The organism is Gilliamella sp. X-57 (assembly GCF_057063565.1).
The window spans coordinates 88,950-114,351 of the sequence record NZ_JBXSQI010000005.1 but is presented as its reverse complement, the minus strand read 5'-3'; the positions used below and the strand labels follow the sequence as shown (position 1 = coordinate 114,351).

The window sequence follows — 25,402 nt, the reverse complement described above, 5'->3', positions numbered from 1 at the left end:
TACCGTCATTGATATCGGCCAGCGGACTGCCGTTGAGGTTAATCCATTGACCGGGGGCAAGGTTATAGCGGTTACTCTTACCTTTGAGGATAATTTGCTGGCTAATCGCCTGTTCATGGCGAATACGGGCATACCACTGACCGCTTTCAATCTGATTGTCGTGAGTGTTATTGTCATTATCACTATTATCATCGCCACGAGTTTGCGGGTTGTCTTGTCCGTTGCTATCTAAATTTTTATAGTGCTCGGCATAACGGTAGTCAGTGCCATAGGTGGTGCGGTCTTTGGGTTGGCTGTTAATCTCACCCTGTAAATCGGCGAGGGCATCACGGTAGTTATAGTCTTGTACTTTGACTGAAGAGACTACCACTTCACTATGCAGGCTGATATCCCAAACACTTTCAACGCCACTATCTGCCATGCCACTGGGTAGTTTATAGTCGACATCAGCTACTTGCGCATAGCCTTGCTCATAATCACTTAACACCATCACATCACAGTGGTGCTCAGCATGGGTTTCAAAGCGAAACCAAATACCGACATCGGCCAATAAGCGTTGAATAAAGGCAAGGTCACTCTCTTGCCATTGGGTGATAAACTCCCGCTCAGGGTAGCTATCTTTTAGCTCTAGACGGTAATCAATGCCCGTTAAACCATGACTGCGTAGCACTTCTTCAACCACACTCACCACGCTTTGATTTTGAAATATCGCATTATGTTGCCCAATATCTAGCCGTGCTAAGCACGAAGATAACACCACCTGATAATGCGCTTCATCTTTATTGACCGCTAACTGACTGAACTCAGTAATCACCCCATGCAAGGTGCGTTTATTTGTCAACGTGGGCAAATCACTTAATGAACGGATAGCGGAAGTTAACGGTTTGTTGATAACGGGATTAAAAGAAAAGGTCGATTTTTGATTAAGGAAAACATCAGGCGATAAGGTTTTGTCAGTACTAGTAAAGGAGATAACATAACGCCAAGGCTGGTTTAACGACTCATCACCCTCAACATGCAAAACCGACATCGCCGCGCCCAGCCCGTCAACGGTTAAGGTATAGCGATTATGGCTAACGCCATCTAAGCCCGCCATTAAATCGCTAAACCCGTCACCGAGTTGCTCCAAAAGACGATTAAGTTCGTTTGACATGTTGTTCTCCTATTTATTTGTGTATATTTTTTTACTCTGTATGACTAGTTGTTTCTTTTGTTGTTTGTTTTTTATTACTGTTTTTTTCCTTTGTCTTTGATACTTTTGAAGATGTTTTTTTTACTGTTGTTGCCTTTTTAGCTTTTGTTGGCGCTGTTTTACTATTTTTTGTTACCCATTCAAGTACAATGCCATCTGTTTCACTAAAGTCGAGTTGTAACGTTAGTGATTGATTGTTTTGGCTATTAACCTGCTGTAGTAACAAGTTAGAAACTACTGGTAAGATTTGTTGATTTAAAATACTATCGATATTACGAGCACCTGTATCTGGCAATAAGCAAGCTGAAACTAAGGTATCGTAAAGTTTTTGACCAACATTAAACTCAATTTTGTAATGTTTTTGTAATCGAGAGGCAACTTTATTTAATTTCATTTCAACGATTTTGCGCAGTGCAACATCATCTAATGGTTTATAAATGACAGTTTGAAAACGCGCTAATAATGCTGGTTGAAAGTGTTCACGTATAATAGGGCGCAATAATTCTTGCTGTGTTGCAATATCAGCATTTGGCATTTCATCAAATAATGCCATTAATTCATCGCTGCCTAGGTTAGAAGTCATTAATATTAAGGTATTACGGAAATCAATTTCACGCCCTTCACCATCTCGCATAAAACCACGATCGAATACTTGATAAAATAGATTCAATACATCGCGATGTGCTTTTTCGACTTCATCCAATAATACAACGCTATATGGGCGTTTACGGACGGCTTCAGTCAATATTCCACCCTGACCATAACCCACATATCCAGGTGGTGATCCTTTGAGTTGTGATACGGTATGAGCTTCTTGATACTCTGACATATTAATGGTGATCAAAGATTGTTCGCCACCGAAAAGCGTATCAGCTAAAGCTAAAGCTGTTTCGGTTTTACCTACACCAGAAGGACCGACTAATAAGAATACTCCCATCGGCGCATCTTCTGAGGTTAGCCCCGTTTTTGCAGCACGAATCCGTTTAGCGATGTCAAAAAGCGCGTTATCTTGACCGACAACACGTAAGCGCAAATCATCTTCTAACATAAGCAAATGGCTTTGTTCATCTTTTAATAGACTTTCTAATGGCACTCCGGTCCAATCGGCAATAATTGAAGAGACAATTCGGCTATCAACATCAAGTGACAATAAAGGTAAACTTTTTTGTAGTTCACTTAATTTTTGCTGTGTTGCAATCAGTTGCTTTTGAATTTTTTTATCTTGTTTTAGTGTTAATTTTTGTCGTAACTCAATTAGTGTTTCAACAAGTTTTTTCTCTTTTTCAAATTGTATTTGTTGATTGGTTAATTGTTCTTGTAGTTCGCCTAGTTGTAAATCGATTTCTCCCATACGATCTGTTGATAGCTGTTCTCCTAATACTACATCAGCTTCTATTGCTTCTTGTTCCATTGTCAATGAGGCAATTTTGGCTTCAAGCAACGTGATTGATTCAGGAATTGTATCTAGCCCCATGCGAACCCGAGCTGAAGCAGTATCAAGCAGATCAACGGCTTTATCTGGCAGTTGACGACCACTGATATAACGTCGAGAAAGCGAAACCGCTGTTTTAACAGCTTCATCCAGTATATGTACACCATGGTGTTTTGCGTATCGTAATTTTAAACCACGTAGCATAAGACAGGCTTTCTCGTCATCAGGCTCATCAACTTTAACAATTTGAAAACGACGTTCTAACGCAGCATCTTTTTCAAAATATTGTTTGTATTCAGACCATGTTGTAGCAGCAATTGTACGTAATTCACCCCTAGCTAGCGCCGGTTTTAATAAATTTGCTGCATCAGCTCCACCGGCTGAATTACCTGCACCAATAATGGTGTGTGCCTCATCAATAAAAAGTAATATTGGGTTCGGTGATTGTTGAACAGCCTCAATCACATTTTTTAATCTTTGTTCAAATTCCCCTTTTACGCCAGCACCAGCTTGTAGTAAGCCAAGATCAAGCATTAATATGCTAACTTTTTCAAGGTTCTTAGGCACGTTGCCTTCTGCAATACGTAGCGCCAGTCCTTCAACTAATGCCGTTTTACCTACGCCGGGTTCCCCCACTAAGATTGGGTTATTTTTGCGACGACGAGATAAAATATCGATCATTTGTCTTATTTCACTATCGCGACCAAATACAGGATCAATTTTACCTGTTTTCGCTTTTTCGGTAATATCTTCAGTAAATCGACTAAGCGCCGCTTGATAATGTTTTTGTTGTACAGCTTGTTGTTGGTTATTTTTAGTATCAGCTGTTTGCGAATCCTGATTAGTATCAATTTTTGATTGGGATGTGCTATCGATATCATTATTTGAATGATAACTGTATTGATTTACTGGGCTTTCATCTGATGTTTCATTTAATTGAGTGCGCATTTTTTGTAATGACACAACGGATAAGCTAAGCAATTGCCATGCATCTTGTGCTTTTAAGCAATGAGGCATCTCTTGTAACACTTGTAAAATATGTACTGAACGAATAACATCTTCTTGATCTTCAAGTGAAGCCTTTAACCATGCTGATTGCAATACCGCAATCAACGATGACGATAAACTAGGTTTTGTATTAATTGTGTGTGGTAAAATGTCTAAATAATTCAATAATCCTTGCCAGACTTTGTCCATATCTAGTTGGTAATGTCTTGCAATAAATGAAATATCCCCTGCGCCTTGTTCTAATAATTTTAATAACCAATGTTCAAGTGTAATTTCTGGATGTGCTCTCGTTTGACATAATTCTGCCGCAGCTTCAAGTGCTCTTGCACAATACGGATTGAGTCGCCTTAATAAAACAGAAGGATCGGCAATCATTACTATTCCTTTCGTTATGTTATTGTTTATAAAAAAATGTTGATTCTGCCGTAATGGCAGAATCAACAAAAACCACATTAGGCTCTACTTTCAACCCAGCTATCTGAGTGAATGATGTTGCCATCTTTATAAGTCCAAGTGATTTTTTCGTAACGTAGTTCAATACGCTCTAAATGATTGTATTGTTCTTTTGTTGGATCTTTAATATTGTGCATTTCAGGTTTAATAGAAACAATTTTTACGTTATCCATTAATGTATTGAAATATTCAATTTCCTGACCTGCATCATTAATTTTGTACCATTTGATTTCAACAGACTTTAAGTTTTGGCCTGTAGTTACAGCTTTGTAAAGATAAGGTGATGAAGCATCAACTTCTTTAACAAATTCAAGTGCTTTATGAACGCGAGTTCCGGTTAATTTACCTGTATTACCATCGGTTGGAATGTAGACTTTGTGATCAAATTCAACCACTTCAACACTACCTTCACGTCCTACTACAGTTACAGAACCTTTAATTTCTGCACCACCATCGTCTTTTAAAAACATATACGCTGGAACTGCCATTGTTTTTACTCCTTTTTTGATTTTTATTAAACACTCTTAGTTTTCATTTGCCAAAATACAATTTGACATTTGAGGAACTAAGCTAATTTCTACTCGCCGGTTTTGTGCTCGACCTTCCAGAGTGTCGTTACTAACTAGCGGTTTTTTTGCTCCATACCCTTGTATTGCAAAACAGGTTTCAGGGATATCACTGGCTTTTATAATCCAGTTTCGTACTGCTGTTGCACGCTCAAGTGATAATTGAATATTTTTATTTTCATCACCAGTGGAGTCAGTATGCCCTGCAACTAAAATAAGCCACCCTGTTCCGTGGTTAGCATTTATTTGTTTTTTCATTTCAACTAACGCATTGACTAATATTTTGGTTGAATCTGATTTTAAGCTTGATTGGCCACTTTCAAATAATGCTAAACTATCTAGACGAATCACGGACGGTGCTTCTTTCATGATAACTTTTTCTTCTTTAATAATAATTTTTTCTGGCTCTGGTGGTTTAGCAACATAATCACTCATAGAGACATTTAAAGGCTCAAGTAATTGCTGTCCATGATAAAGCCCCATACCTAAACGAACAGGTTCCCCCTGAGCTAAATATTGATTTAACATTGTTCTATCGCCTTTAAGTAACTCAAGTGCTTGTCGCTTTTCTTCATAACTGTCCATCGAAATTAAATGGTAATGCCGAATATCATTTTGTATTTGATCGGAAAGTTTAATATTGTTCCAAAAAGATGCGCCTAAACACCCCATAATAAATATGGATGTGATCGTAATTAATCCACAGGCCATCGTGGCAATAGGCGAAAATGGGTAAGCTATTGGCATAAATTTAATTAAGGAATCGGGCGGACTTACATTATCTTCAATTTTATGGTTATTTGGCAGTAGTAAAGTCGTGATACTTTCCCATTGTTTTTGCATAATATTGTTATTTACAATAGATTGATTTATAGGATAAATCGCTATCCCTGTTGGATTACATTTTGCAATAGGCTGTTTTGGATCAATTAACGTTGATAACACGACTTGTTCAATCCAAGATTGTGCTTCGTTTAGCAATGGTCTTAATCGTAATCGTCTTTCCCGTTCGCTTGAAGGCGTTTTAATATCATTAACCCAATTGTTTAGAGGCGATAAATAACGATCAAGCAGAAATAATTTGTGATCAACTAATTGAAACCAATAAACAGGTAATGGATTTTGTTCATCATAAATTAAATTATTTAGACCAATATGTGTCGATAAGTAAACAGGCAGTTGATATTTTGCAATGCGACATGTATCTGCCCATGATTGACGAAATGCCTGCAATTTAGCAATGAACAATCCTTGTTTATCCTCAAGTTCAGGCGTTAAAGCAAGAAATATGCCTACCCGCCCTATCATATCTGGCCATTTTGCGATTAATGAATCATAAACAATAGGTAAATGAGAATACTCTTCAACATAGATCCATACTGCTTCGGATGAAACAACAATATTCGATTCTGCTATGGATAGATCCTCAGGAAAAAAGTCTTTTGCTGCACTACCAGTTACCAATAAGATAGGTAATCGATAACGTTGCCTTGCCGGTAATAAATCAAGCTTTTGAGTTAAAAAATCAATATTTGTTGTTGATAAAGCAAGCATTCGCCGATAGCGTTGCATTCGCCATAGCAATCCACCTGCAATAACTAAAACTAAAACCGTACCAATAATTTTCCAACCGACTGCTATTGGTAAAAAAACAAATAGTAACAATAAGCTTAATATAGCAGCATAAATGATTTGAATTCGTTTAGGGTAATCGCTCATAAATTCCCCTTTAACCTACAATTTTTTTAATCAACGTATCAAGTCGATAATCTAATAAAAAGTAAAGAACAATAACCAACAAAACGGATAACGCAGTACAAGATAACAGCATCGTTTTGCGCCCTAAATAACGATAAGTTTTGGTTTGTTCAATAATAGGATGAGATTGTTCTGGCTCGTACTCTCGTACAGCTTCACGTAGGGCTAAAACCAAGTGTTCCCTTTCCATTTGAGGTTTATCAAGATAGCACCCTTGAAAGCCAAGCCCAAGCACTCTGTCAAAGCAACTTAATACTAATGGATCTTTTTTATCTGCTTTTAAGCGTCCGCGAATTTTTTCAAATAAATCATAACCAGCATTATGTGTATTAAAAAAAATGACTTGTAATGGTGCGCCTAACCACTCATCATAATTTTGTTTTTCGGGGTTATCACGATGGCAAAGTAATACTGTTTCATCTAATAATGCACATAGGGCATAACTTATATCATCAATCACATCTTGACTATATTGTGCCTTATATAACGTCTCACGAACGGTCGTCACTTGCTGTTTACAAAGTTCATATAATTTATGTCCTGATGGAATATCCGCTTTCGCTTTTAATTGGACAACAACTAATATTGAATCCCGTAATAATTCATCAATGACTATTGTTTGTGGTTCTATACTCATAATCTTGACCTTATGATCGCAAAACTGCGAAAAGTTCTAGTGAAATATCTGGCATTGCTCTTGGTACATAAAACTCACAACATCGAGTTTGCAACATATTTTTTGCAGCACTATGCGATAGATCCAGTGCAAAATATTGATTTTCTAAACGCATAGGTATTGCTGCTGGAACATGGCTAAGCGCTTTTATTGGTATACCCGATAATGCTGAATGTATAATTTGCCTTACATCATCTGGTGCACCGGCTTTACATAATATTGGAAACTGAGACTGTAATTGATGTCCGGGCATACTTGAACGTACAGAGAGATAAAAATCAGCATCTTCAACAAGACGAGAATCGTTTAAGCGACCTGTCCATAATGTATCTTTATTATGTACTAAATCAATTTTAATCACTCGAGATGGTAAGCTTTCTTCTAACAAATTACGCACTAATCCAAATAATGGTGGAAACACTTCATTAAGGTTGGTGTGTTGATAAGCTGGAATTTTATCGACATCATTTGCTAATGAAAACGTTAACAATGCACCTGTTAATGCCGTTAAGGTTTGGTAAAGGTTTTCTGGGTGAATAGTTGGATTATCACGTAAAAATTTGAGTTGAGGCTCAAATGTGTTTAGTGCATTTAAAAGCCAAAACAGGGATACATCAGCTATTGCAAATTCAGCCATTTGTTCGTTACGTTCATGTCTCATACCCATTAAACGTTGACGTTTAGCTTGTATTTGGATACATAATAATTCTAACTCTTTTATTAATGTTCCACTTTGAGTGAATAAATTAATTAGTGGAGGAAGATATTCAAAATCAAGTACAAAACGACCATTTAGATCACGCTTAAGGCATGCAATTGGACATGTTAAATAATCACTATGATCTTCAAAATCAAATAAAAAAGTTAACGCATAACGCTCAACAGCAATTGTTTCAGCATTTTGTCCAAATAGATCTACCACTTCCATCCATTCTTGTCGATAGCGAAGCGGTCTTTCAAGTTGTTGATTGTCTTGTAGACAGTTACCTCCATTAGCTTGTAGCAATGGTATCCCAATAAATACAATGACTTCTTCACGCTCAGGTGGAACATCTGTATTTAGTGTTCTAGCTTCGGGTAATTTATCAGCCGTATCAGTATTAATTAGCACGCCATCACGAAATCGAATACTAATAGATTCTGCCTGCAAGCGATCGATTGTCAGCGCTTGCGTATCTATGACTAATTTTTCAACACCCCATGGGTTAGCTACTGCCATAGCAGCTAACTTTTGAGAGGAAAACTGTTGCCATAACGCCTGTTGCTGAAATTGTTGAGGTGTCAAAAAGACACCTTCATTCCATAAAGGACGAAAAATTTTCATGAATCCTACCACCCAGATTTTTTGATATTAAGCTTTAGCTTTTGGCATTTGTGATACCATCGATAAATTAATATCCATTCCTTCAACCTGGAAATGTGGGATTAAAAATGTTTTAACACGGAAGAATCCTGGGTTATCCTCAATATCTTCAACAATAACTTTTGCTTCTCGTAATGGATGAGATGCTTGAACTTCGTCACTAGGATCAGTCATTTCAGTCACAAGATTGCTAATCCATTTATTTAACTCAAGTTCAAGAACTCGACGATCTTTTGTTGTTCCAATATTTTCTCGCTGAATTACTTTTAAATAATGAGCAATACGTGATAATAAGAAGATATATGGTAAGCGTGCATTAATACGGCTATTTGCTGTTGCTTCTTTTGTATCATATAGCGCTGGTTTTTGTGCCGAATTTGCAGAGAAGAAACAAGCATAATCTCTATTTTTATAGAAAGACAGCGGTATAAAACCTAAATTAGCAAATTCAAATTCACGTGTTTCTGGGATAAGAACTTCAGTTGGGATCTTAACTTGGTTGCCTGTACCTAAATCGTAAAGATGGATAGGTAAATCTTCGACAAGGCCTCCAGCTTGTGGACCTCGAATTTGTACACACCAACCATTACGAATAAAACTTTGTACCATGTTAGCTGCAAAAGCATACGAAGCGTTAGCCCATAAATAACGACTATGTTCAATGCCTTTAACATCTTCAATATAGTTAAAACTACGGACAGGTACTGTATCAGGACCATAAGGTAAACGAGCTAATACTCTTGGTAAAGTTAAGCCAACATAACGTGAATCATCCGTTTCGCGGAAACTGTTCCATTTTGTATATTCAGCTCGATCAAAATAATTTGCAATATCTTTAATTGCAGCAACTTCTTCCATGGTTTCTTTGCCAAAGAATTTTGGACCGACAGAACCAACAAATGGCATATGAGCTGCAGCCGCAACTTTTGAAATATTGCGTAATAAAGCTATATCTTGTGGACCACGATCAAATTCATAATTCGAGATAGTTACACCTATTGGTTCTCCACCCGGTGTATCATATTCTTGAATATAAGTATGACGATAAAAACCTGTTTGGATGATTTCTGGTGCATCTTCAAAATCTTGGCGAAGATCTTCTTTTGAAGCATCTAATAATTCAATTTTTACGTTACGTCGAAAATCAGTACGATCTACTAAAAATTTTAAACCACGCCATGTCGCCTCAATTTCTTGGAAAGTTTCATTATGCATAATCGCATCTAATTGTCGGCTTAGTTTTTGGTCGATTTGGCTAATATGGTAATCCAATAAATGTTTGTCTAGTTTTTCAACTTTTTGAGATGAGCTTTGAATCAATTTAAGTAAAATGTCAACAGCCATGGTGACACGTTCATCTTGTGAGGACTCAAATAATACATCATTATCTTCGTATTTATCGATCTCACCAGCTTTTTGGATTGGATTTAAATTTATTTTATTAAATAAAGATTGGTAAACACTACCATTATCTTCTAAAACGGTTTGGCTAACACTTTTTTGTTCTGTTTTTTCGTTCATTGCTTTTTTCCTTATTGTTCATCAATAACGATATAATTTATTTCGAAAGTAACTGAGATAATTTATTAAAAAACACTTATTTTGTGTTTTTAGATACAATTGATTCTAATTCTGCACGAAGCTCATCAGATAATTGTTCATCTTTAACAATTTTCTCTAGTTCGTAACGAAATGTAGCGTTGTCTAGTAAGTTAGATTTCAAATCTCTTAATAAATTACGCATAGCAAGCAAAGAACGAAGCTGAGGAATGTTTCTTGCAACTTGTTCAGGTTTAAAATCATTCATTGATTCAAATGCAAGTTCTACACTAATATCGCTACCATCATCAGCAAGAGTATTTGGTACACTGATTTTGGCAGAAGGTCTAAATTCTTTTAATACTGCATCAAAATTATTTTTATTAATAGATACTTTCTCTTTTTCTGAAAGTGGGCGTTTGTCTTTACCTCGACCATAATCACCAATAGATAAAATTTTTAAAGGTAACTCAACTTTCTTTTGGGCCCCACCAGTATGAAGATCTAGTTGAATATTAACACGAGCAGGAGGTACTTCGTTTTGATAGCTATTTGACATATTTGATTCCTTATGAAACACGAATAAATTGATAATTTCTTAAATAATATAAATAGATAATCTTTATGATATAATAAATTACGCTATTTTTCTACAATTATTAATAAAATTCCAAATATTATTAATGTGTTATAAATAAAAACTTACATATCTTGATCATTAAGATAGTGTAAAAAATTGATAAATAATGAATTATTTTTATTCACATTATAAATATTACCATATATCTTATTTTTGTACTTAACCAGAGTTTTATTTATACTGATCATAAAACATGCAATTAGATATGATATAAAATATTTCCCCAAAATGCCGTTCCAAGCGTAACACATGTAATGGCTTATACTGCGATTTTTAGCAGTAATTGTTATTCATATAATTTGTAGGAATTACTGTTTATACAATAAACCAAGCATCTGATGTTTTTTAGCTAACACTATCGCTTTCTATTCGCATTACACTCGGAATTATTGCATAATACACAGCGAATAAATTACCGAAATTAAGTTAGGAATAATTATGGAACTTCTTTGTCCAGCAGGATCTTTACCGTCACTAAAAGTGGCCATTGATAACGGTGCTGATGCTGTTTATATTGGTTTGAAAGATGACACCAATGCCCGTCATTTTGCTGGTTTAAATTTTAATGAAAAGCGATTGTTAGAAGCTTCAGATTATGTACATAAACGCGGTAAAAAGTTACATATTGCCATTAATACTTTTGCTCATCCTGAAAATTTTCAGCGTTGGCAACACGCTGTTGATACAGCAGCCAATATTGGCGCCGATGCGTTAATTATTGCTGATCTTGCCATGCTTGATTATGCGGCTGAAAAGTACCCTGATCTTGAACGCCATGTTTCTGTGCAAGCGTCTTCAACCAATGAAGAATCAATTAAGTTTTACTATAACAATTTTCAGGTACATCGTATTGTGTTACCACGTGTACTTTCGATGCATCAAGTCAAACAGTTATCACAAGTTTCCCCTGTTCCGCTTGAAGTATTTGCTTTCGGTAGCCTGTGTATTATGGCGGAAGGGCGCTGTTATTTATCATCCTATTTAACCGGTGAATCACCCAATACCGTTGGAGCTTGTTCGCCTGCTAAATTTGTTCGCTGGGAAGATACCGGAAAAGGGCTTGAGTCACGACTCAATAATGTGTTAATTGATTGCCATAAAAAAGGCGAAAATGCGGGTTACCCAACGCTATGCAAAGGGCGTTATTTTGTTGGCGATAAGCTTTATCATCCAATCGAGGAGCCAACCAGCTTAAATACTATTGAGTTATTACCTGAACTATTTGCTGCTAATATTGCCTCGGTTAAAATTGAGGGGCGTCAGCGTAGCCCTGCTTATGTTGAACAAGTGACCAAAGTATGGCGACAAGCCATCGATCGCTATAAAGCCAATCCGCAATCATTCCAAACAGAAAAAAGCTGGATGGATACGCTTGGCTCTGTTTCAGAGGGAACACAGACAACATTAGGCGCTTATCACCGTAAATGGCAATAACTTAATTTGCTTATTAAAACAAATAATTAAAAAATATACATTTTAAATGTAATATTTCGCTTTTTATATCTTCTGTTTTTATTGTAAATAAATACAGGCGATAAGGTATTATGTTTAATAATTTAATTCATCTAATATAAACAATATTGTGAGCAAAACTATGAAATACGCATTAGGACCATTACTTTATTATTGGCCTAAAACCACAACAGAAGCGTTTTATCATGCTGCCAAAGAGAGTGCAGCAGATGTTATTTATATGGGCGAAACGGTGTGTACCAAACGCCGTGAAATGAAAGTTGTCAATTGGCTTGAACTGGCGAAAGAAATTGCTAAATCGGGTAAACAAGTGGTACTTTCAACCCTAGCGTTACTTGAAGCACCATCAGAATTAAATGATTTACGACAATTAGTCAATAACGGCGATTTTTTAGTCGAAGCAAATGATTTAGCTGCTATTAATATTGCGCAAGAGCATAAATTACCATTTGTTGCAGGCCCTGCTATTAACTGTTATAACGCATTAACTTTAAAATTATTACAAAAACAAGGGATGGTGCGTTGGTGTATGCCGGTTGAACTTTCTCGTGATTGGTTAACCAATGTACTTAATCAGTTTGAAAATTTAAATATTAAGCGAAATTTTGAAGTTGAAGTCTTTAGCTACGGTTACTTACCTTTAGCTTATTCAGCGCGTTGTTTTACCGCTAGATCAGAAGACAAGCCTAAAGATAAATGTGAAACATGTTGCATTAACTATCCCGTTGGGCGTGAAGTGTTCTCGCAAGAACAGCAAAAAGTATTTGTGCTAAACGGTATTCAGACTCAAAGTGGTTATTGTTATAACTTAGGCAATAATCTCAAAGAGATGAAAGGATTAGTGGATATTGTTAGAATTTCTCCACTTGGTCTTGAAACACTTGATATTGTCAAGCAGTTCAAAGCCAACGAAGATGGATTAAACCCACTACAAATTGAACATAAACGAGATTGTAATGGTTACTGGAATGGTATTGCCGGACTTGAACTTACCCAATAAGCATTTTGTACCTGAGCAATTTAGGGCGAATTTTCCTGCGCTTAATAGTGAAAGCGTATATCTTGATTCGGCAGCAACCGCACTTAAACCACAAGTGATGATTGATGCAACATTTGCGTATTATGCACAAAATACAGCAACCGCAAAGCGTAGTTTGTATCAAGATGCTTTGCAAGTCACAACAACAATTGATAGGGCAAGGCAAAATGTTGCTGATTTAATTCATGCTAATAGCAGCTCTGAAATTATCTGGACACGAGGAGCAACCGAATCAATTAATTTAATCGTACAAAGCTATGCTCGCCCGTTGCTACAACCTGATGATGAAATTATTGTGAGTGAATTAGAGCATCATAGCAATTTATTACCTTGGCTAATTGTTGCAACACAAACGGGGGCTAAAGTTATAAAATGGTCATCGGATATTGATGAATTATTATCTCTAATATCAGTAAAGACTAAAATCGTTGCAATAACCCAAATGTCAAACGTCACTGGATTTTGCCCTGATTTAGCAACAATTAGCCACATTGTTCATCAACATAATGCGGTTTTAGTTGTTGATGGTGCTCAAGGCATTGTTCATCATGCGCTTAATGCCCAGCAATTAAATATCGATTTTTATGCTTTTTCAGCCCATAAATTGTATGGACCAACTGGTCTTGGTGTTTTATATGGTAAAAAGGCCTTACTTGAACAAATGTCGGTTTGGCATGGTGGCGGAAAAATGCTAAAAAGCGCTTCATTTGATGATTTTATTCAAGAAGATCTTCCCTATAAATTTGAAGCAGGCACGCCCAATATTGCTGGGATTCTTGGCTTTAACGCAACACTTGAATGGTTAAAAAGTTGGGATAATAAGCAAGCAGAGAACTACACAAAGCAACTCGCTGACTACGCAAAATCACAACTAAACCAATTTGCGGATATTCAATTTTATAGTGTGGATAGTAGCCCGATTATTACGTTTAATATCAATGATATTCATCATAATGATATTGCTATCTTATTAAGTGAACAAAATATTGCGATCCGCACTGGTGAGCTTTGTGCCCAGCCTTTGATAAATAAATTAGGGTGCCACGGCGCGGTTCGTGTTTCATTGATGCCATATAATAATCAGCAAGATGTGGATAAATTTATTTCAGAGTTGCAAAATGCAATTGAAATATTAGTGTAATTTTATACTAAAACGTATAGTTTCCTGAAACTTTTTTACAAACAGTTAACCGTAAATAGGTCAATATTATGCTATCACAGCAAAGCTTAACCGAATTATTTGCAAAGCAACGTACTTGGCAAGATCGCTATCGACAGTTAGTGATATTAGCCAAGCAATTGCCTGATTTTCCTGAACAGCTAAAGATAGCGCAAAATCAAATCAATGGCTGCGAAAATCGAGTTTGGCTTAGTTATCACAAGCAGGCCGATAATACTTATATTTTTAGCGGCGATAGCGAAGGGCGAATTGTGAAAGGGTTATTAGCCATTTTAATCATCATTGCCAATCACAAAACAGCACAAGAAATTGCAGCTATCGATTTTCAATCCCTATTAAGTCAGTTAAAAATTTCCGATGAGCTAAGCCAATCACGTTTGCAAGGGCTTGCTAAATTAATTGAGCGCATAAAATCAATCAGATAAGTTTTGATAATCTTTATTTAACATGATGTGTGAGTTAATTTATAACCCTGAAGAGTAACAGAAGGGAATCAAACAGTAAAAAAATTGAATCCAAATTAAGCTTTAGAATTAACCAAAAAATTAGATGACATACCGCACCCCTGAAAATTTAAAAATATTGCGATGATAATTACCATCGCACCAAGCCACATTATTTGAGAATTTATAATATAATGTCATCAAACATAAATAGGGAGATGACTAACAGTTAAATTTTTATTTATCGATAATTATTTCACTGGTAAATACTGCGCCATTATTCGACAATGTCCTACTCCTGACCAAGAAGCATAAGAGCCAATAACATAAAAGTTCTGTTTAGCTCTTGATGCCGCAACGTTAATAATATTAGGTGTACCAGCCGCCCATAGACGCGCTCCATTATGTTTATTTTCTGGAGCTCCAAGCACTAATATCACGCTATCTGCTTCCCGCCCTTGAACTGTATGAATAGTTCCGATTCGGTCAATGATCCATTGATTTAAATTAATATTAAGTTTTTCAAAAAGGTCTTTTTCTTTTCTTAAACAGTTTCTTAATTCGTTAGCCACTATCTTGAATGGCGTAATAATAAATAAATCGGGCTCGGTAATGCCTTGATGGGCAATTTTATTTAAAAGCTCAATCACTATTTTTCCCTCATCAGGACACCATTTTGTATCCGCTTGACCATTTAAATCAAACCAACAAGAAGAACCCAATATATTACCAATCACGCCTGGTTGATGGTGCCCTGCTGCATAAACCATTTGCCCATCATAAGCAATATGATTAGAAATGCTAAACATTGGCTCACAACAGCGTCGATGCACTAATAATGGGATCCCGACATTACGTCCTCCTGTATCATTCCTAAAAGAAGATTGGTAACTAGAAGCTCTATCAGCTAGTGTTTGAACAGAAGCATCAGGTGCGCTCCAAAGTGTTTTATTTACGTTAAAAAATCGACATATCTCTTCGTTTAAACGTAATGGAATAGAAGTAACGGGCGGAATTTGTAATGGATCACCAACAACAATGGTTCTTTTGGCACGAGCTATAGCACCCACAGCAGCTTGGGGTAATGCTTGTCCTGCTTCATCAATTAATAACCAGCCAATTGAATCTTGATTTAGATCTCCCATCATACGTTCAAAAGAAGCAAATGTTGTTGATATAACAGGCACGGCAAGAAACAGCGTTGACCATAAATCAGATAAAAATTGTTTTTTGTCTTGTTCTTTTAGCGCACCAGGCATCATAAAAATACTTAAATTATGTAGGATTTTTTGAGCACTAGCATTTATAAAGGCTTTGTGAAGATCCATAGCTAGCATGAACAGTCGCTCTCGTTTTTTATGTAATTCATTTGGTAACCAAGGGGAATTTAGATTATAAAGCTGATGATCAGCAAAAAAAGTTTTATCCTCAATAAGACGATTACCGAGTTTAGTGCGATAAGAATCAATATATTGGTTCAATCGCGCTAGCTCATTTTGTTGTTTAATTTGGGATTGTTGTATATTCGATTGTTTTTGTTCTAATTTTTGTTTTTCAGATAAAAGTTGTTCTACAACAGCTTGCGCATTTAGAAAAAGTTTTTTTCTAGAGTATGATGATTGTTGTAATTCTTTATGTTTATGTAACCATTGCATCCAAGCCTGAGTACGAAATAAACGAGCAAACAATCCCGGCTTTTTTTTCTTACTTAGGTTCTCAATATGTTGGGATTTCTCATACAATGCTTCATAAGACTGATATTCTGCTTGTTGCTGCGCTAATTGTAAATCTAGTTCTTGTTTCTTTTGTTGATAATTTTGTTGAACAGTATATTGTTCAGTAACTTTCTGACTAATTTTTTGCTTATTTAAACAAGCTTGTCGTAGTTGTTCTAATGTCTTTAATGCAGCTTCAATTTCTGATTTAAGTTTCAAGAATTCATTTTTTTTTGCTTGCCATAAGCTTACGGCTTGTTGAAGTGTTGTCGCTGGTCGCTCTATTGAAACAATTTCTGGTATTTTACGGGCAATAACGTTGCCTTGCTCATCTGTAATCTCTTTTGTAACATCATCACCTTTAGCAGCTTTTAAATAAATGCGAAAACCATACTCTTCATTCCACCAAAATGTTTTTTGAAAAATTGTCCGATTTTTGCTATTGCCAAGCACAGCAGCCATCATGCCCCAAGTTTCATTCAATGGTAAATTTGAATTGTCGGTTTGCTTATTATCATCAATCGATAAATTATAAACATGATTACTTATTGCACTAAAATAGTTAAATTCATCAACCGAATAACCAATAGCTTTACTTGCTGGTAACTCTTTACTGATGTTTTCGACTGCTTTATTATTACTTGAAGCCACAACTATTTCATGCCCTTTTAAGCAAGTATCTAGTTGATAAAGCTGATAAAATCCTTTTCCTGCGGGAATTTTACCTCCGACAGGTATAAAAGCTTTCTCGGGTTCATCAAAAGCACACATTGCCAGAGCACGATCAACAACAGCCGAAGCCACAATGTCCCTTAGCAATGTCGTTTTACCCGTTCCAGGAGGGCCATTTACAGCAATAATGCCACCATTATCCCTCAATTCCATTCTTGTTAAATTAACAGCCGCTTGTTGTAAAGTGACCAACGGATGTCCACCTGGCGAAGGCCAACGGGATAAACTTATATTCTTTGGAGCCAAAACTTTTTCTAAAAGAACGTGATTAGTCAACAAATCATTCACATTTTTTATTTCTGTTATACCCAAATAGGCTTTAATTCCTTTATTAACTGTTTTGTTTTCTACTTGTTGAGCGATTTTAAGCAGATCATTAAAATAGAATGAATTTAATAGTGGTAGTTCTGGCGGCGTTTTCGCTTTGAAATGGTGGTACGTACGAATAATATACTCAGGTGGCTGAACAAGATGATCGGGTAGTTCAAACTGATTAACCAACCAATAAAAAGCATTAATGATCATTGTTTTATTTAATGGTATCAGTTGACCTTGCTCATTGGTTTTACGTAATAATTTTTGAAGATGCGCCAGAATGGTGCGTTCAATGTTTATCCATTGATTAAGTCCATTTAATTGTTTATTTAACGTTAAAGGTAAAGCCCAAGCAAAACTAGAAATTGCAATACCGTTTTCTTCTAATAAAACACCATTATTATCGACCAGTAATGAACCGATAACAGCGTGTTCTGTAGTTCTTTGGTTTAGTTCTTCATCTCGACCAAATACTTTAATAAGATCTTTGATTGCTTCTGACATAGAAATTGAACCTAAGCACACCTGATAATAAATCTTATAATTAGGTCTGCTTTTTTGCTGCTGTAACCACGGCAAACCCGTATGAGTTGTATTGATAATATTATTACGATCACCATTAGCTAAATCTTCTGGTTTTTTGTAAGTTTGAGGCGCCAAAGCTTCTAACGCACTCCAACTTGAGAGAATCGATAATGGATCGTTGTTTCTATCTATTCTAAGACTATTCACTTGTTCGTTTATTCTTTTTATTTCTGGTAATTGAGAGTAAGTCTGAACTTTATGCATACACTCCGCTATGTGGCTAGATTGCTCGACCGTTTGAGTCGCATGTTGATGATGATTTACATCCACGTCTTTTGAAATAATCTTATTGTCGTTTACTTTTTCTACCTGTACACAACGCTGAAATTGTGAATCTTTTTCTATTGCTTGTTTGTTGTTTATTATCTTCTCACTAAAATGTTGACTATCAGAATTCTGATTGTTCACTTTTTCTTTTAACGGTACAATTTTTTTATTTTTTGACAGATAATCACTTGTTTTTTCTAATAAAATCATAGCTTTCTTGGTTGAACGGCACTCCAATTCCATCACAATCAGATTTAAGATTTCAAGATTATTATTATTTTCTTCGGCAAGATTTTGTAATTGTTCAATGTTATATCTAAAATAGGGTCTGTTATTTTGACGTATCATAATACTATTTAATCCTTATTTTTGCGTCAACAAAGGTACAACTAAGCTAGCACTTTATGGCATATAACCTAAATATGCTTTTATTTTCAGCATACCACATCATAAATTGTTTATTTAGGTAATACAATTTTTTCATATTGTTGTTATCAATACTGTACGTTGCTCCATTTTTGAACAACTTAGTTTACCATCTAACTTTATCCTGTTAAATTAAACCTATCAAAAAATAGTTTTATATATCAAATGATAGATTCCTGAAAATTTTTTACAAAATAGTCAACCATAAATAGGTCAATATTATGCTATCACAGAAAAATTTAACCGAGTTATTTGCAAAGCAACGTACTTGGCAAGATCGCTATCGACAGTTAGTGATATTAGCCAAGCAATTGCCTGATTTTCCTGGCTAGCAAAAAACAGAGCAGAACCAAGTCAATGGCTGCGAAAATCGAGTTTGGCTTAGTTATCACAAGCAGGCCGATAATACTTATATTTTTAGTGGCGATAGCGAAGGGCGAATTGTGAAAGGGTTATTAGCCATTTTAATCATCATTGCTAATCACAAAACAGCACAAGAAATTGCAGCTATCCATTTTCAATCCCTATTAAGTCAGTTAAAAATTTCCGATGAGCTAAGCCAATCACGTTTGCAAGGGCTTGCTAAATTAATTGAGCGCATAAAATCGGTTGCATAAAAAAGGGGACTAATGCGCCCCCTGTCTTTTATATAGTTTCCGTTAATTTTCAGTATAAGTGTAAAGTGTGATGACTTTTTTTACACCACTGACTTTACTTGCAATTTCAGCTGCTGCTTTGCCTTCTTCTGGTGTAACAATTCCAATTAAAAATACTTCACTGTTTTCGGTTACCACTTTAATTTTGCGAGCTTTAGTTTTGGCATCTAAAACTAACCGAGATTTAACTTGAGTAGTTATCCAAGTATCATTAGTAATTGTCACTGCCCCAACGGGTTCCCCAATACGAATTTGGTTATAGACTTTTTTTACCCCTTCAACTTGATAAGCAAGCTTTTCTGCTTGTTCAACTTGTTCACTATTGGCTTGTCCAACTAAAAGGATATTACCACCATAAGCACTCGAAACGATACGCGAGCCAATAAACAAAGGTCCATGGTCTTTAATTTTTATACCCATGCGTGAACTGAGCGTTGTATCATCAACTTGGGTGCCAGTGGTACGAGGATCTGTAGCAACTTTTGCTGTTGCACCTGCACCAACGCCAATAACTGCAGCAACGCAACCTTGTAATGTTAATGTACAAAATATTAACATTATCATTAAGGTAATTTTTTTCATTATCACTCCTTATGACTTATTACTTAGTAATAATCAAATTCCAATAAATTTACCATTATTATGCCTTGTAGATATTGATTTGCAAAATGATTTTATGATTTATGCAGGCTTATAATTGTATTTATATTTCATTATAACTTAGCCACACCATAAATTCCCGCCTTGAATTTCAATTTTTATTTTGGTGTAAAATCTGCTATCTTTTGATAAAAAATAAATCAGATGATTGGAATAAAAAAATGAATCAAGATGTTATTGATTGGTTATATGGCTTGTCTGCGCCAATGGTTGCCTTAAGCAAGAATAATGGTGCAAGTTATACTTCACCGTTCTTTTATCCCGATCGGGATTTTATGGATATGAGTGAAAGTTGGAGAATTGATTCTCGCCAAACATTACTAAACTGTGTCTTTGATATGGTTGATGATGGGCATGCACCTTTATTATCTCAATATTATTCAATCTATTCTCGATTTTCTGAATCAGACTGGCGTGATTATTGCCAAGCACAAGATGATTATCAAAAAATATTACTAGAGTTTGTTGAACAAACTTTTTGCGTATGTGGCTATGGCGGCATTCGTAGTTGGGATTATGCACGTATGGGATATGTGCTACGCAATGGCACGACCAATAAATATATTACCGAAGAAGAAGCGCTATGGATTTTTTCAAGAATTGCTGCTCGTTCTCAATATTTTTATGAATCTTGGCATAACTACTTTGCGGGTTGGTCGGTTGGTTTTCAATTTTGGGAATCACTCAACAATAAAGAAGATCTTGAAGTATTACGCTGTGAATTAACCCGAGCATCACAAACAAATACCATGAAAATATTAATTACCGACAAGGATTCTCCTTGCAATCGCCTGCCTTGGTATATTGAGATTGACGAACTAGAAAAGCCTGAATCACTAACGGAGTATGATTGGTCATGAATACAAATTTTTGGCAATTGCTGGGCATAGATCAAACAAAAGATACAACTGTTATTCGTCAAGCCTATCGTGCAAAATTACCCTCATATCATCCTGAAACGGATCCTGACGGGTTTAAAGCATTGCGCGAAGCTTACGAATCGGCAATGAATTATGCAAATTTGCCCGAAACAGCCGTTGACGAAACTGCACAGAAATCAGAAGAAAAAGAAGCGCCATCATTAACAGAAGAACAAATTAAAGCGAATGAAATTTGCGATGCTTATCAAGCCCTATTAGAAGATCCACAGCGTTGCTATAACATTGATGAATGGCAAAAATTTATCGGCTCATTCTATGACTATCCCATGACAGTTATTGATTCGGTAAAATGGCGGCTATTAGAGTTAAGTTACGAAACAACAAATATATCCGAATCATGTGTCAAAATTTTAGCCGATAATTTGCGCTGGCGTCAGCAATTGATGACACAATTCACTGATGAATTTGAAAAATATGATAATTATTTAAATCACATTGATCGTGGCGATGTCTTTGATTACACATGCTTACCGACAACAAATAAAATACTACAAAATACAACTATCGATTATATATATTATACCAAATGGTTATTTTGGGAACGTAGATCTGAAGATGTTTATGCATTTTTATGTCAAGATACAGTTATTTACCTTCCTGATGATAAAAAATTTATGCTCGAATTTGCTCATTGGCACAGTGCTGCGAGCCTAAAAAATCAATCTATTTTGGATTACGCTTTAAAATGCATTGCCGAAGGCGATCAAGACGAAAATATTATTATCGAGTGGAAATATATTGCTGCCATCCAATATACTTTGCTTGAAGATAAACAAAATGCCTTACAGGCTTGGTTAGAATTGTATTATTCAGGTCATTATCAACAAAAAGCAGAAAGCTGGATAGCAGGTTGGTGTGTTTATTTTGAAAAAAATTACTTCCCATTATTAGTTATGGCACTGAATAATAGTTATTGTGTCGCGGTCGATAAAACAAAAAATTATTTGCATACTATTCCGCAAATTACTGCAACCACAACGGCACGATTAGCTGGGTTAGAAGATATCAATGAATATTCAAAAGAAATCGTCGACTTTGTTAATTGGGCTTTGAGTACAAACTGGAATTATAAACAAGTCTTATCAATATTGTTACGTGATGATGGTAATAATCGATTATATCGTTTATATCGACATGCCATTATGTTGCGCCATGGTAACGAAAGATTATTACAAGAAATTTTAGATGAGCAAAGTGATGATCCATTTGAACAATTTATTTTGCAACATTTGCAACGCCAAGCACAACAACATCTTGCATGGCTTACAGAACTTTCGCCAGTACAAGAATTTAAAGCATGGTTATTTGATAATAATGAAAATGCTCAACTTCCAACCCAATTCGATCCCGACGAAGATGGCAAGCAAGTTTTATATGGTCGTTTATGGTTAGATAGATTCGAAGATATCCCTGATATTGCTCAATCACACTTATATCAAAGCTTTCATTATTCAAATATGGAGATGTTTGATTGGATTACGTTTTTAAAATTTAATAATTATTATCAACTACCAAAATCTCCAGATCCTTCAGTTATTGCTAATAAGAAAGAAGCTTATTGGCAATGGTATCGTCGTTACTTATTAGTAGTCGCAATTGCTTGTGAACCAATAAAAACTGCGAATTATCTTCAACAAGAAAATAATACCTTTGTTCTCGAGGAGGATGACCCATTTAAACCGTTAATAGAGATATTTAAGTATGGAAATTGGAAAAATGAAACAGAGTTATATAATCTGATTAATAATGATGGCAGACTAATTAATTGTGTTTTAAACAATTATCAAAATTCGATTGAATGGTTTATTGATGCGCCTCACCTTATTGATTTTGACGATATTGGGCAAAAACTAGAGTACGCATGGGCACAAAAACTGGCGAATAGAAATCCAATTTATTTAATGTTGTTATACATAATTGTATTCAATAAACCTGAGCAAAAAGCCAAATTAAGTCAGGTATTGCACAACATTATTGGCAATGATAAAAAGTTAATAAAAATATCAAAAAATCTACAAAAGAATTGGGTTGCGCCATCTTCTGTTGGCAAAATAAAATGCAATCACATCCAAACCGATCAAATAATGATCTTTGCTGAGCGTTTGTCTAACTATTACGGTATACTTGATAAAAGTGAACTCGAAATATTAGACAAGTTTAAAAATACCAGTGACTATGATTTAATCTTGCGGCTTTGTGCAGCATTACTTATAGCAAAAAATACCGAAAATCAAAAAAAACTGGACTCACAGTCATTGCCTATAAACAAATGGTGGCAGTTTTGGCGTTGGAATGGGCGAGCAAATCTAAAAGGTTTTATTGCACAATTATTTTGTAATTTTGTACTGTTAAATTTAATGTCGGTACTTAGCAAGTATTTTGAGCCAAATAGTCCAACTTTTTCTATGATTTGTTATTCTATTGTCGCAACTAACACGGTTTTTGCTATAAAGCGACGTCTAAATGACAGCTATAAAGGGCAGCCTTTATACTTTTTGACTTCAATACTGATTGCGCCCTTCTTTTTGAAGCCATTTTGGCTTCCTAGCATTGAACAAAACAATCGTTTTGGACCACCACTAGAAGAAATTACCGAGAAAAAATAAACTAAATAAAGTTCCCTTTTTTATTTACTAAAAAAGGGAACTTTTCAAATTTTATCTGTTATCGATTAAGATCTTGTAGATCGGATTCAATTTCACAACGAATTTCGTTAATTTCTTCAGAATTTTGTCTATTTAATACTTCCATAAAAGCTTCAATATATGATCCAATTAATAGTCGTTCATCACCCAATGATTGGGCCCATGCTCGTTCTAATCTAGCCAATAAGGTACGATTTGGCATTTCGTCACGTGGATGAATCTTAAGTGATTTTAAGCGTTCATGACTTTCTTGTTTTTGCTTGTCTGTTAAACCTATTGGGCTATGATCGATAACCTTACCGTGCTGTTTGCCTGTCTCAAGTAAAACCACATCAACTTCTAATAAGCCATTTAAATCATAACTAAAACGAACATCAATCCCTTGTGTTTTTTCCATTGGCGTTACAGGCACTTCAAACTCATCAATTAAAACATTGTTTTCAACGCGTGGATTTTCACCTTGGTAAACCGAAATACAAATCATCTTTTGTTGAGGATGAGTTGTATAAAATGTTTTTACTTTCGAAGTTGGTACAATAGTATTACGTTCAAGAATGGGGGAAAATAATCCACTGACATTATTTGAACAACTTTCAATCCCAAGAGTATAAGGACACACGTCGGTGAGAATGACTTCTTCTATATCTTTATTACGCAATCGGCAAGCAGCTTGAACAGCGGCACCTTGAGCGACAATTGTAGTTGGGTTTATATGACGATAAGGTAATTTTCCAAATAATTTAGTAACCAATTCGCGCACTACACCAAGTCGTGATGAACCGCCAACTAATACAATATGCTCAAGCTGATTAGGCTTTAAACGTGCATCATTTAATGCTTGTTCGACCGGTGCTCGCAAACGGTTAAGTAACGGTAACCAGATCATTTTAGCTCGGCTTTCATTGAGTGCAAATTGCCACTGCTTATCTTGCCAAAACCACGTCAAATTGTGCATCTGTTCACCATTTAATTTGCATTTTAATTGCTCTGCCAAATCTAACAATCGAGCATAATCATCTGCTGGAATATCTTGTTGTTTAAGATTCCATTCACTTAAGCAAGCTTTAACAAGCTCTTGGGTAAAATCTTCACCACCTAAATAGTTATCACCTGCCGAAGCGTGCACTTCAATAATTGGCATCGAATATTCAAGCACAGTCACATCAAACGTGCCACCACCTAAGTCAAATACTAAAGTATTACCTGATTGGTCTTCATGTAATCCGTATGCCATAGCAGCTGCTGTTGGTTCATTAATTAAACGCACAGCATTTAATCCCGCTAACTCAGCAGCAAAACGAGTTTGCTTACGCTGTTCATCATTAAAATAAGCAGGAACAGAAATGACAACATCACGAATTTCTTGGTTTAAAAAAGCCTCTGCATCTGCTTTCAATGATTTTAAAACCATGGCTGAAAGTTCAGTTGGCGTAAATTTTTTGTCACCTAATTCGAAAACTTTATTTGAACCTAAAAAGCGTTTAAAAGCGGCTGCGCTACGATTAGGATGCGTGGTTAAACGGGACAATGCCGCATGTCCGACTAAAATAGAATCGTCTTCATCAACACTAACTGCAGATGGTGTAACAACTTCACCAATTGAATTAGGAATGAGGAGTGGTTTACCATCTTGCCAAACACAAATTAAACTATTTGTCGTACCTAAATCAATACCTATCGGGTAACTCATAACCCCTC

Annotated in this window: 17 protein-coding genes and 1 pseudogene; 7 read left to right on the top strand and 11 right to left on the bottom strand. The window is 35.7% G+C overall.

Annotated features, from left to right (window positions below; genetic code table 11):
- From ACYIAL_RS04035 to tssB, 8 genes are all read right to left on the bottom strand, one after another.
- The coding region (locus ACYIAL_RS04035; RefSeq protein ID WP_483751045.1) for a type VI secretion system Vgr family protein at positions 1–1,153 on the bottom strand (1,153 nt) is incomplete at its 3' end.
- A gap of 31 nt (positions 1,154–1,184) precedes the next feature.
- Positions 1,185–4,007 carry a type VI secretion system ATPase TssH gene (tssH, locus tag ACYIAL_RS04030; RefSeq protein WP_483751044.1) on the bottom strand — a complete coding sequence of 941 codons (2,823 nt, stop codon included), beginning with the start codon at positions 4,005–4,007 and terminating at the stop codon, positions 1,185–1,187.
- A gap of 77 nt (positions 4,008–4,084) precedes the next feature.
- Entirely contained in the window at positions 4,085–4,573 is a 489-nt protein-coding gene (locus ACYIAL_RS04025) for an Hcp family type VI secretion system effector (protein ID WP_065590676.1), read from the bottom strand.
- Positions 4,574–4,609: 36 nt separating this feature from the next.
- Complete coding sequence (locus ACYIAL_RS04020) at positions 4,610–6,370, bottom strand: OmpA family protein (RefSeq protein ID WP_483751043.1); 1,761 nt, start codon at positions 6,368–6,370, stop codon at positions 4,610–4,612.
- Positions 6,371–6,380: 10 nt separating this feature from the next.
- A complete protein-coding gene (tssL, locus tag ACYIAL_RS04015; RefSeq protein ID WP_174796783.1) occupies positions 6,381–7,046 on the bottom strand; it encodes a type VI secretion system protein TssL, short form in 666 nt (221 codons plus the stop codon).
- 10 nt (positions 7,047–7,056) lie between these two features.
- The gene (tssK, locus tag ACYIAL_RS04010) at positions 7,057–8,409 is read right to left on the bottom strand and encodes a type VI secretion system baseplate subunit TssK (RefSeq protein ID WP_174796784.1); all 1,353 of its coding nucleotides are present in this window, start codon (positions 8,407–8,409) and stop codon (positions 7,057–7,059) included.
- A 27-nt stretch (positions 8,410–8,436) separates the two neighbouring features.
- Positions 8,437–9,969 carry a type VI secretion system contractile sheath large subunit gene (tssC, locus tag ACYIAL_RS04005; protein ID WP_065637773.1) on the bottom strand — a complete coding sequence of 511 codons (1,533 nt, stop codon included), beginning with the start codon at positions 9,967–9,969 and terminating at the stop codon, positions 8,437–8,439.
- Positions 9,970–10,045: 76 nt separating this feature from the next.
- Positions 10,046–10,546 carry a type VI secretion system contractile sheath small subunit gene (tssB, locus tag ACYIAL_RS04000; RefSeq protein ID WP_174796785.1) on the bottom strand — a complete coding sequence of 167 codons (501 nt, stop codon included), beginning with the start codon at positions 10,544–10,546 and terminating at the stop codon, positions 10,046–10,048.
- Positions 10,547–11,065: 519 nt separating this feature from the next.
- Between tssB and ubiU the strand changes: the two genes are divergently transcribed.
- The 4 genes from ubiU (at position 11,066) to csdE (ending at position 14,744) form a co-directional block, all read left to right on the top strand.
- Positions 11,066–12,061: a ubiquinone anaerobic biosynthesis protein UbiU gene (gene ubiU / locus ACYIAL_RS03995; RefSeq protein ID WP_174796786.1), complete on the top strand. Its 996-nt coding sequence runs from the start codon at positions 11,066–11,068 to the stop codon at positions 12,059–12,061.
- A gap of 160 nt (positions 12,062–12,221) precedes the next feature.
- Complete coding sequence (locus ACYIAL_RS03990; RefSeq protein WP_174796787.1) at positions 12,222–13,100, top strand: U32 family peptidase; 879 nt, start codon at positions 12,222–12,224, stop codon at positions 13,098–13,100.
- Positions 13,057–14,280 (top strand): cysteine desulfurase CsdA, encoded by a 1,224-nt coding sequence (csdA, locus tag ACYIAL_RS03985; RefSeq protein ID WP_483751042.1) that lies wholly within the window; start codon positions 13,057–13,059, stop codon positions 14,278–14,280. The genes ACYIAL_RS03990 and csdA overlap by 44 nt, the downstream gene beginning before the upstream one ends.
- Positions 14,281–14,348: 68 nt before the next feature.
- Complete coding sequence (csdE, locus tag ACYIAL_RS03980; protein WP_174796788.1) at positions 14,349–14,744, top strand: cysteine desulfurase sulfur acceptor subunit CsdE; 396 nt, start codon at positions 14,349–14,351, stop codon at positions 14,742–14,744.
- Positions 14,745–15,013: 269 nt separating this feature from the next.
- Here csdE and ACYIAL_RS03975 read toward each other — a convergent pair whose 3' ends face one another.
- Positions 15,014–18,724: a DEAD/DEAH box helicase gene (locus tag ACYIAL_RS03975; protein WP_483748360.1), complete on the bottom strand. Its 3,711-nt coding sequence runs from the start codon at positions 18,722–18,724 to the stop codon at positions 15,014–15,016.
- Between the two features lie 422 nt (positions 18,725–19,146).
- Here ACYIAL_RS03975 and ACYIAL_RS03970 point away from each other — a divergent pair.
- Positions 19,147–19,419: pseudogene (locus ACYIAL_RS03970) on the top strand (SufE family protein); the annotation flags it as partial.
- A 42-nt stretch (positions 19,420–19,461) separates the two neighbouring features.
- Here the strand turns inward: ACYIAL_RS03970 and dolP are convergent.
- Positions 19,462–20,040 (bottom strand): division/outer membrane stress-associated lipid-binding lipoprotein, encoded by a 579-nt coding sequence (gene dolP, locus ACYIAL_RS03965; RefSeq protein ID WP_174796790.1) that lies wholly within the window; start codon positions 20,038–20,040, stop codon positions 19,462–19,464.
- Between the two features lie 239 nt (positions 20,041–20,279).
- Here dolP and ACYIAL_RS03960 point away from each other — a divergent pair, with 239 nt between their 5' ends.
- Both ACYIAL_RS03960 and ACYIAL_RS03955 read left to right on the top strand, forming a co-directional pair.
- Positions 20,280–20,978: a DUF1266 domain-containing protein gene (locus ACYIAL_RS03960; protein ID WP_483751041.1), complete on the top strand. Its 699-nt coding sequence runs from the start codon at positions 20,280–20,282 to the stop codon at positions 20,976–20,978.
- Positions 20,975–23,665 (top strand): hypothetical protein, encoded by a 2,691-nt coding sequence (locus tag ACYIAL_RS03955; protein ID WP_483751040.1) that lies wholly within the window; start codon positions 20,975–20,977, stop codon positions 23,663–23,665. Before ACYIAL_RS03960 ends, ACYIAL_RS03955 begins: the two co-directional genes overlap by 4 nt.
- A gap of 58 nt (positions 23,666–23,723) precedes the next feature.
- Here the strand turns inward: ACYIAL_RS03955 and ACYIAL_RS03950 are convergent, their stop codons facing one another.
- Complete coding sequence (locus ACYIAL_RS03950; protein ID WP_483748362.1) at positions 23,724–25,394, bottom strand: Hsp70 family protein; 1,671 nt, start codon at positions 25,392–25,394, stop codon at positions 23,724–23,726.
- Between the last annotated feature and the right edge of the window lie 8 nt (positions 25,395–25,402).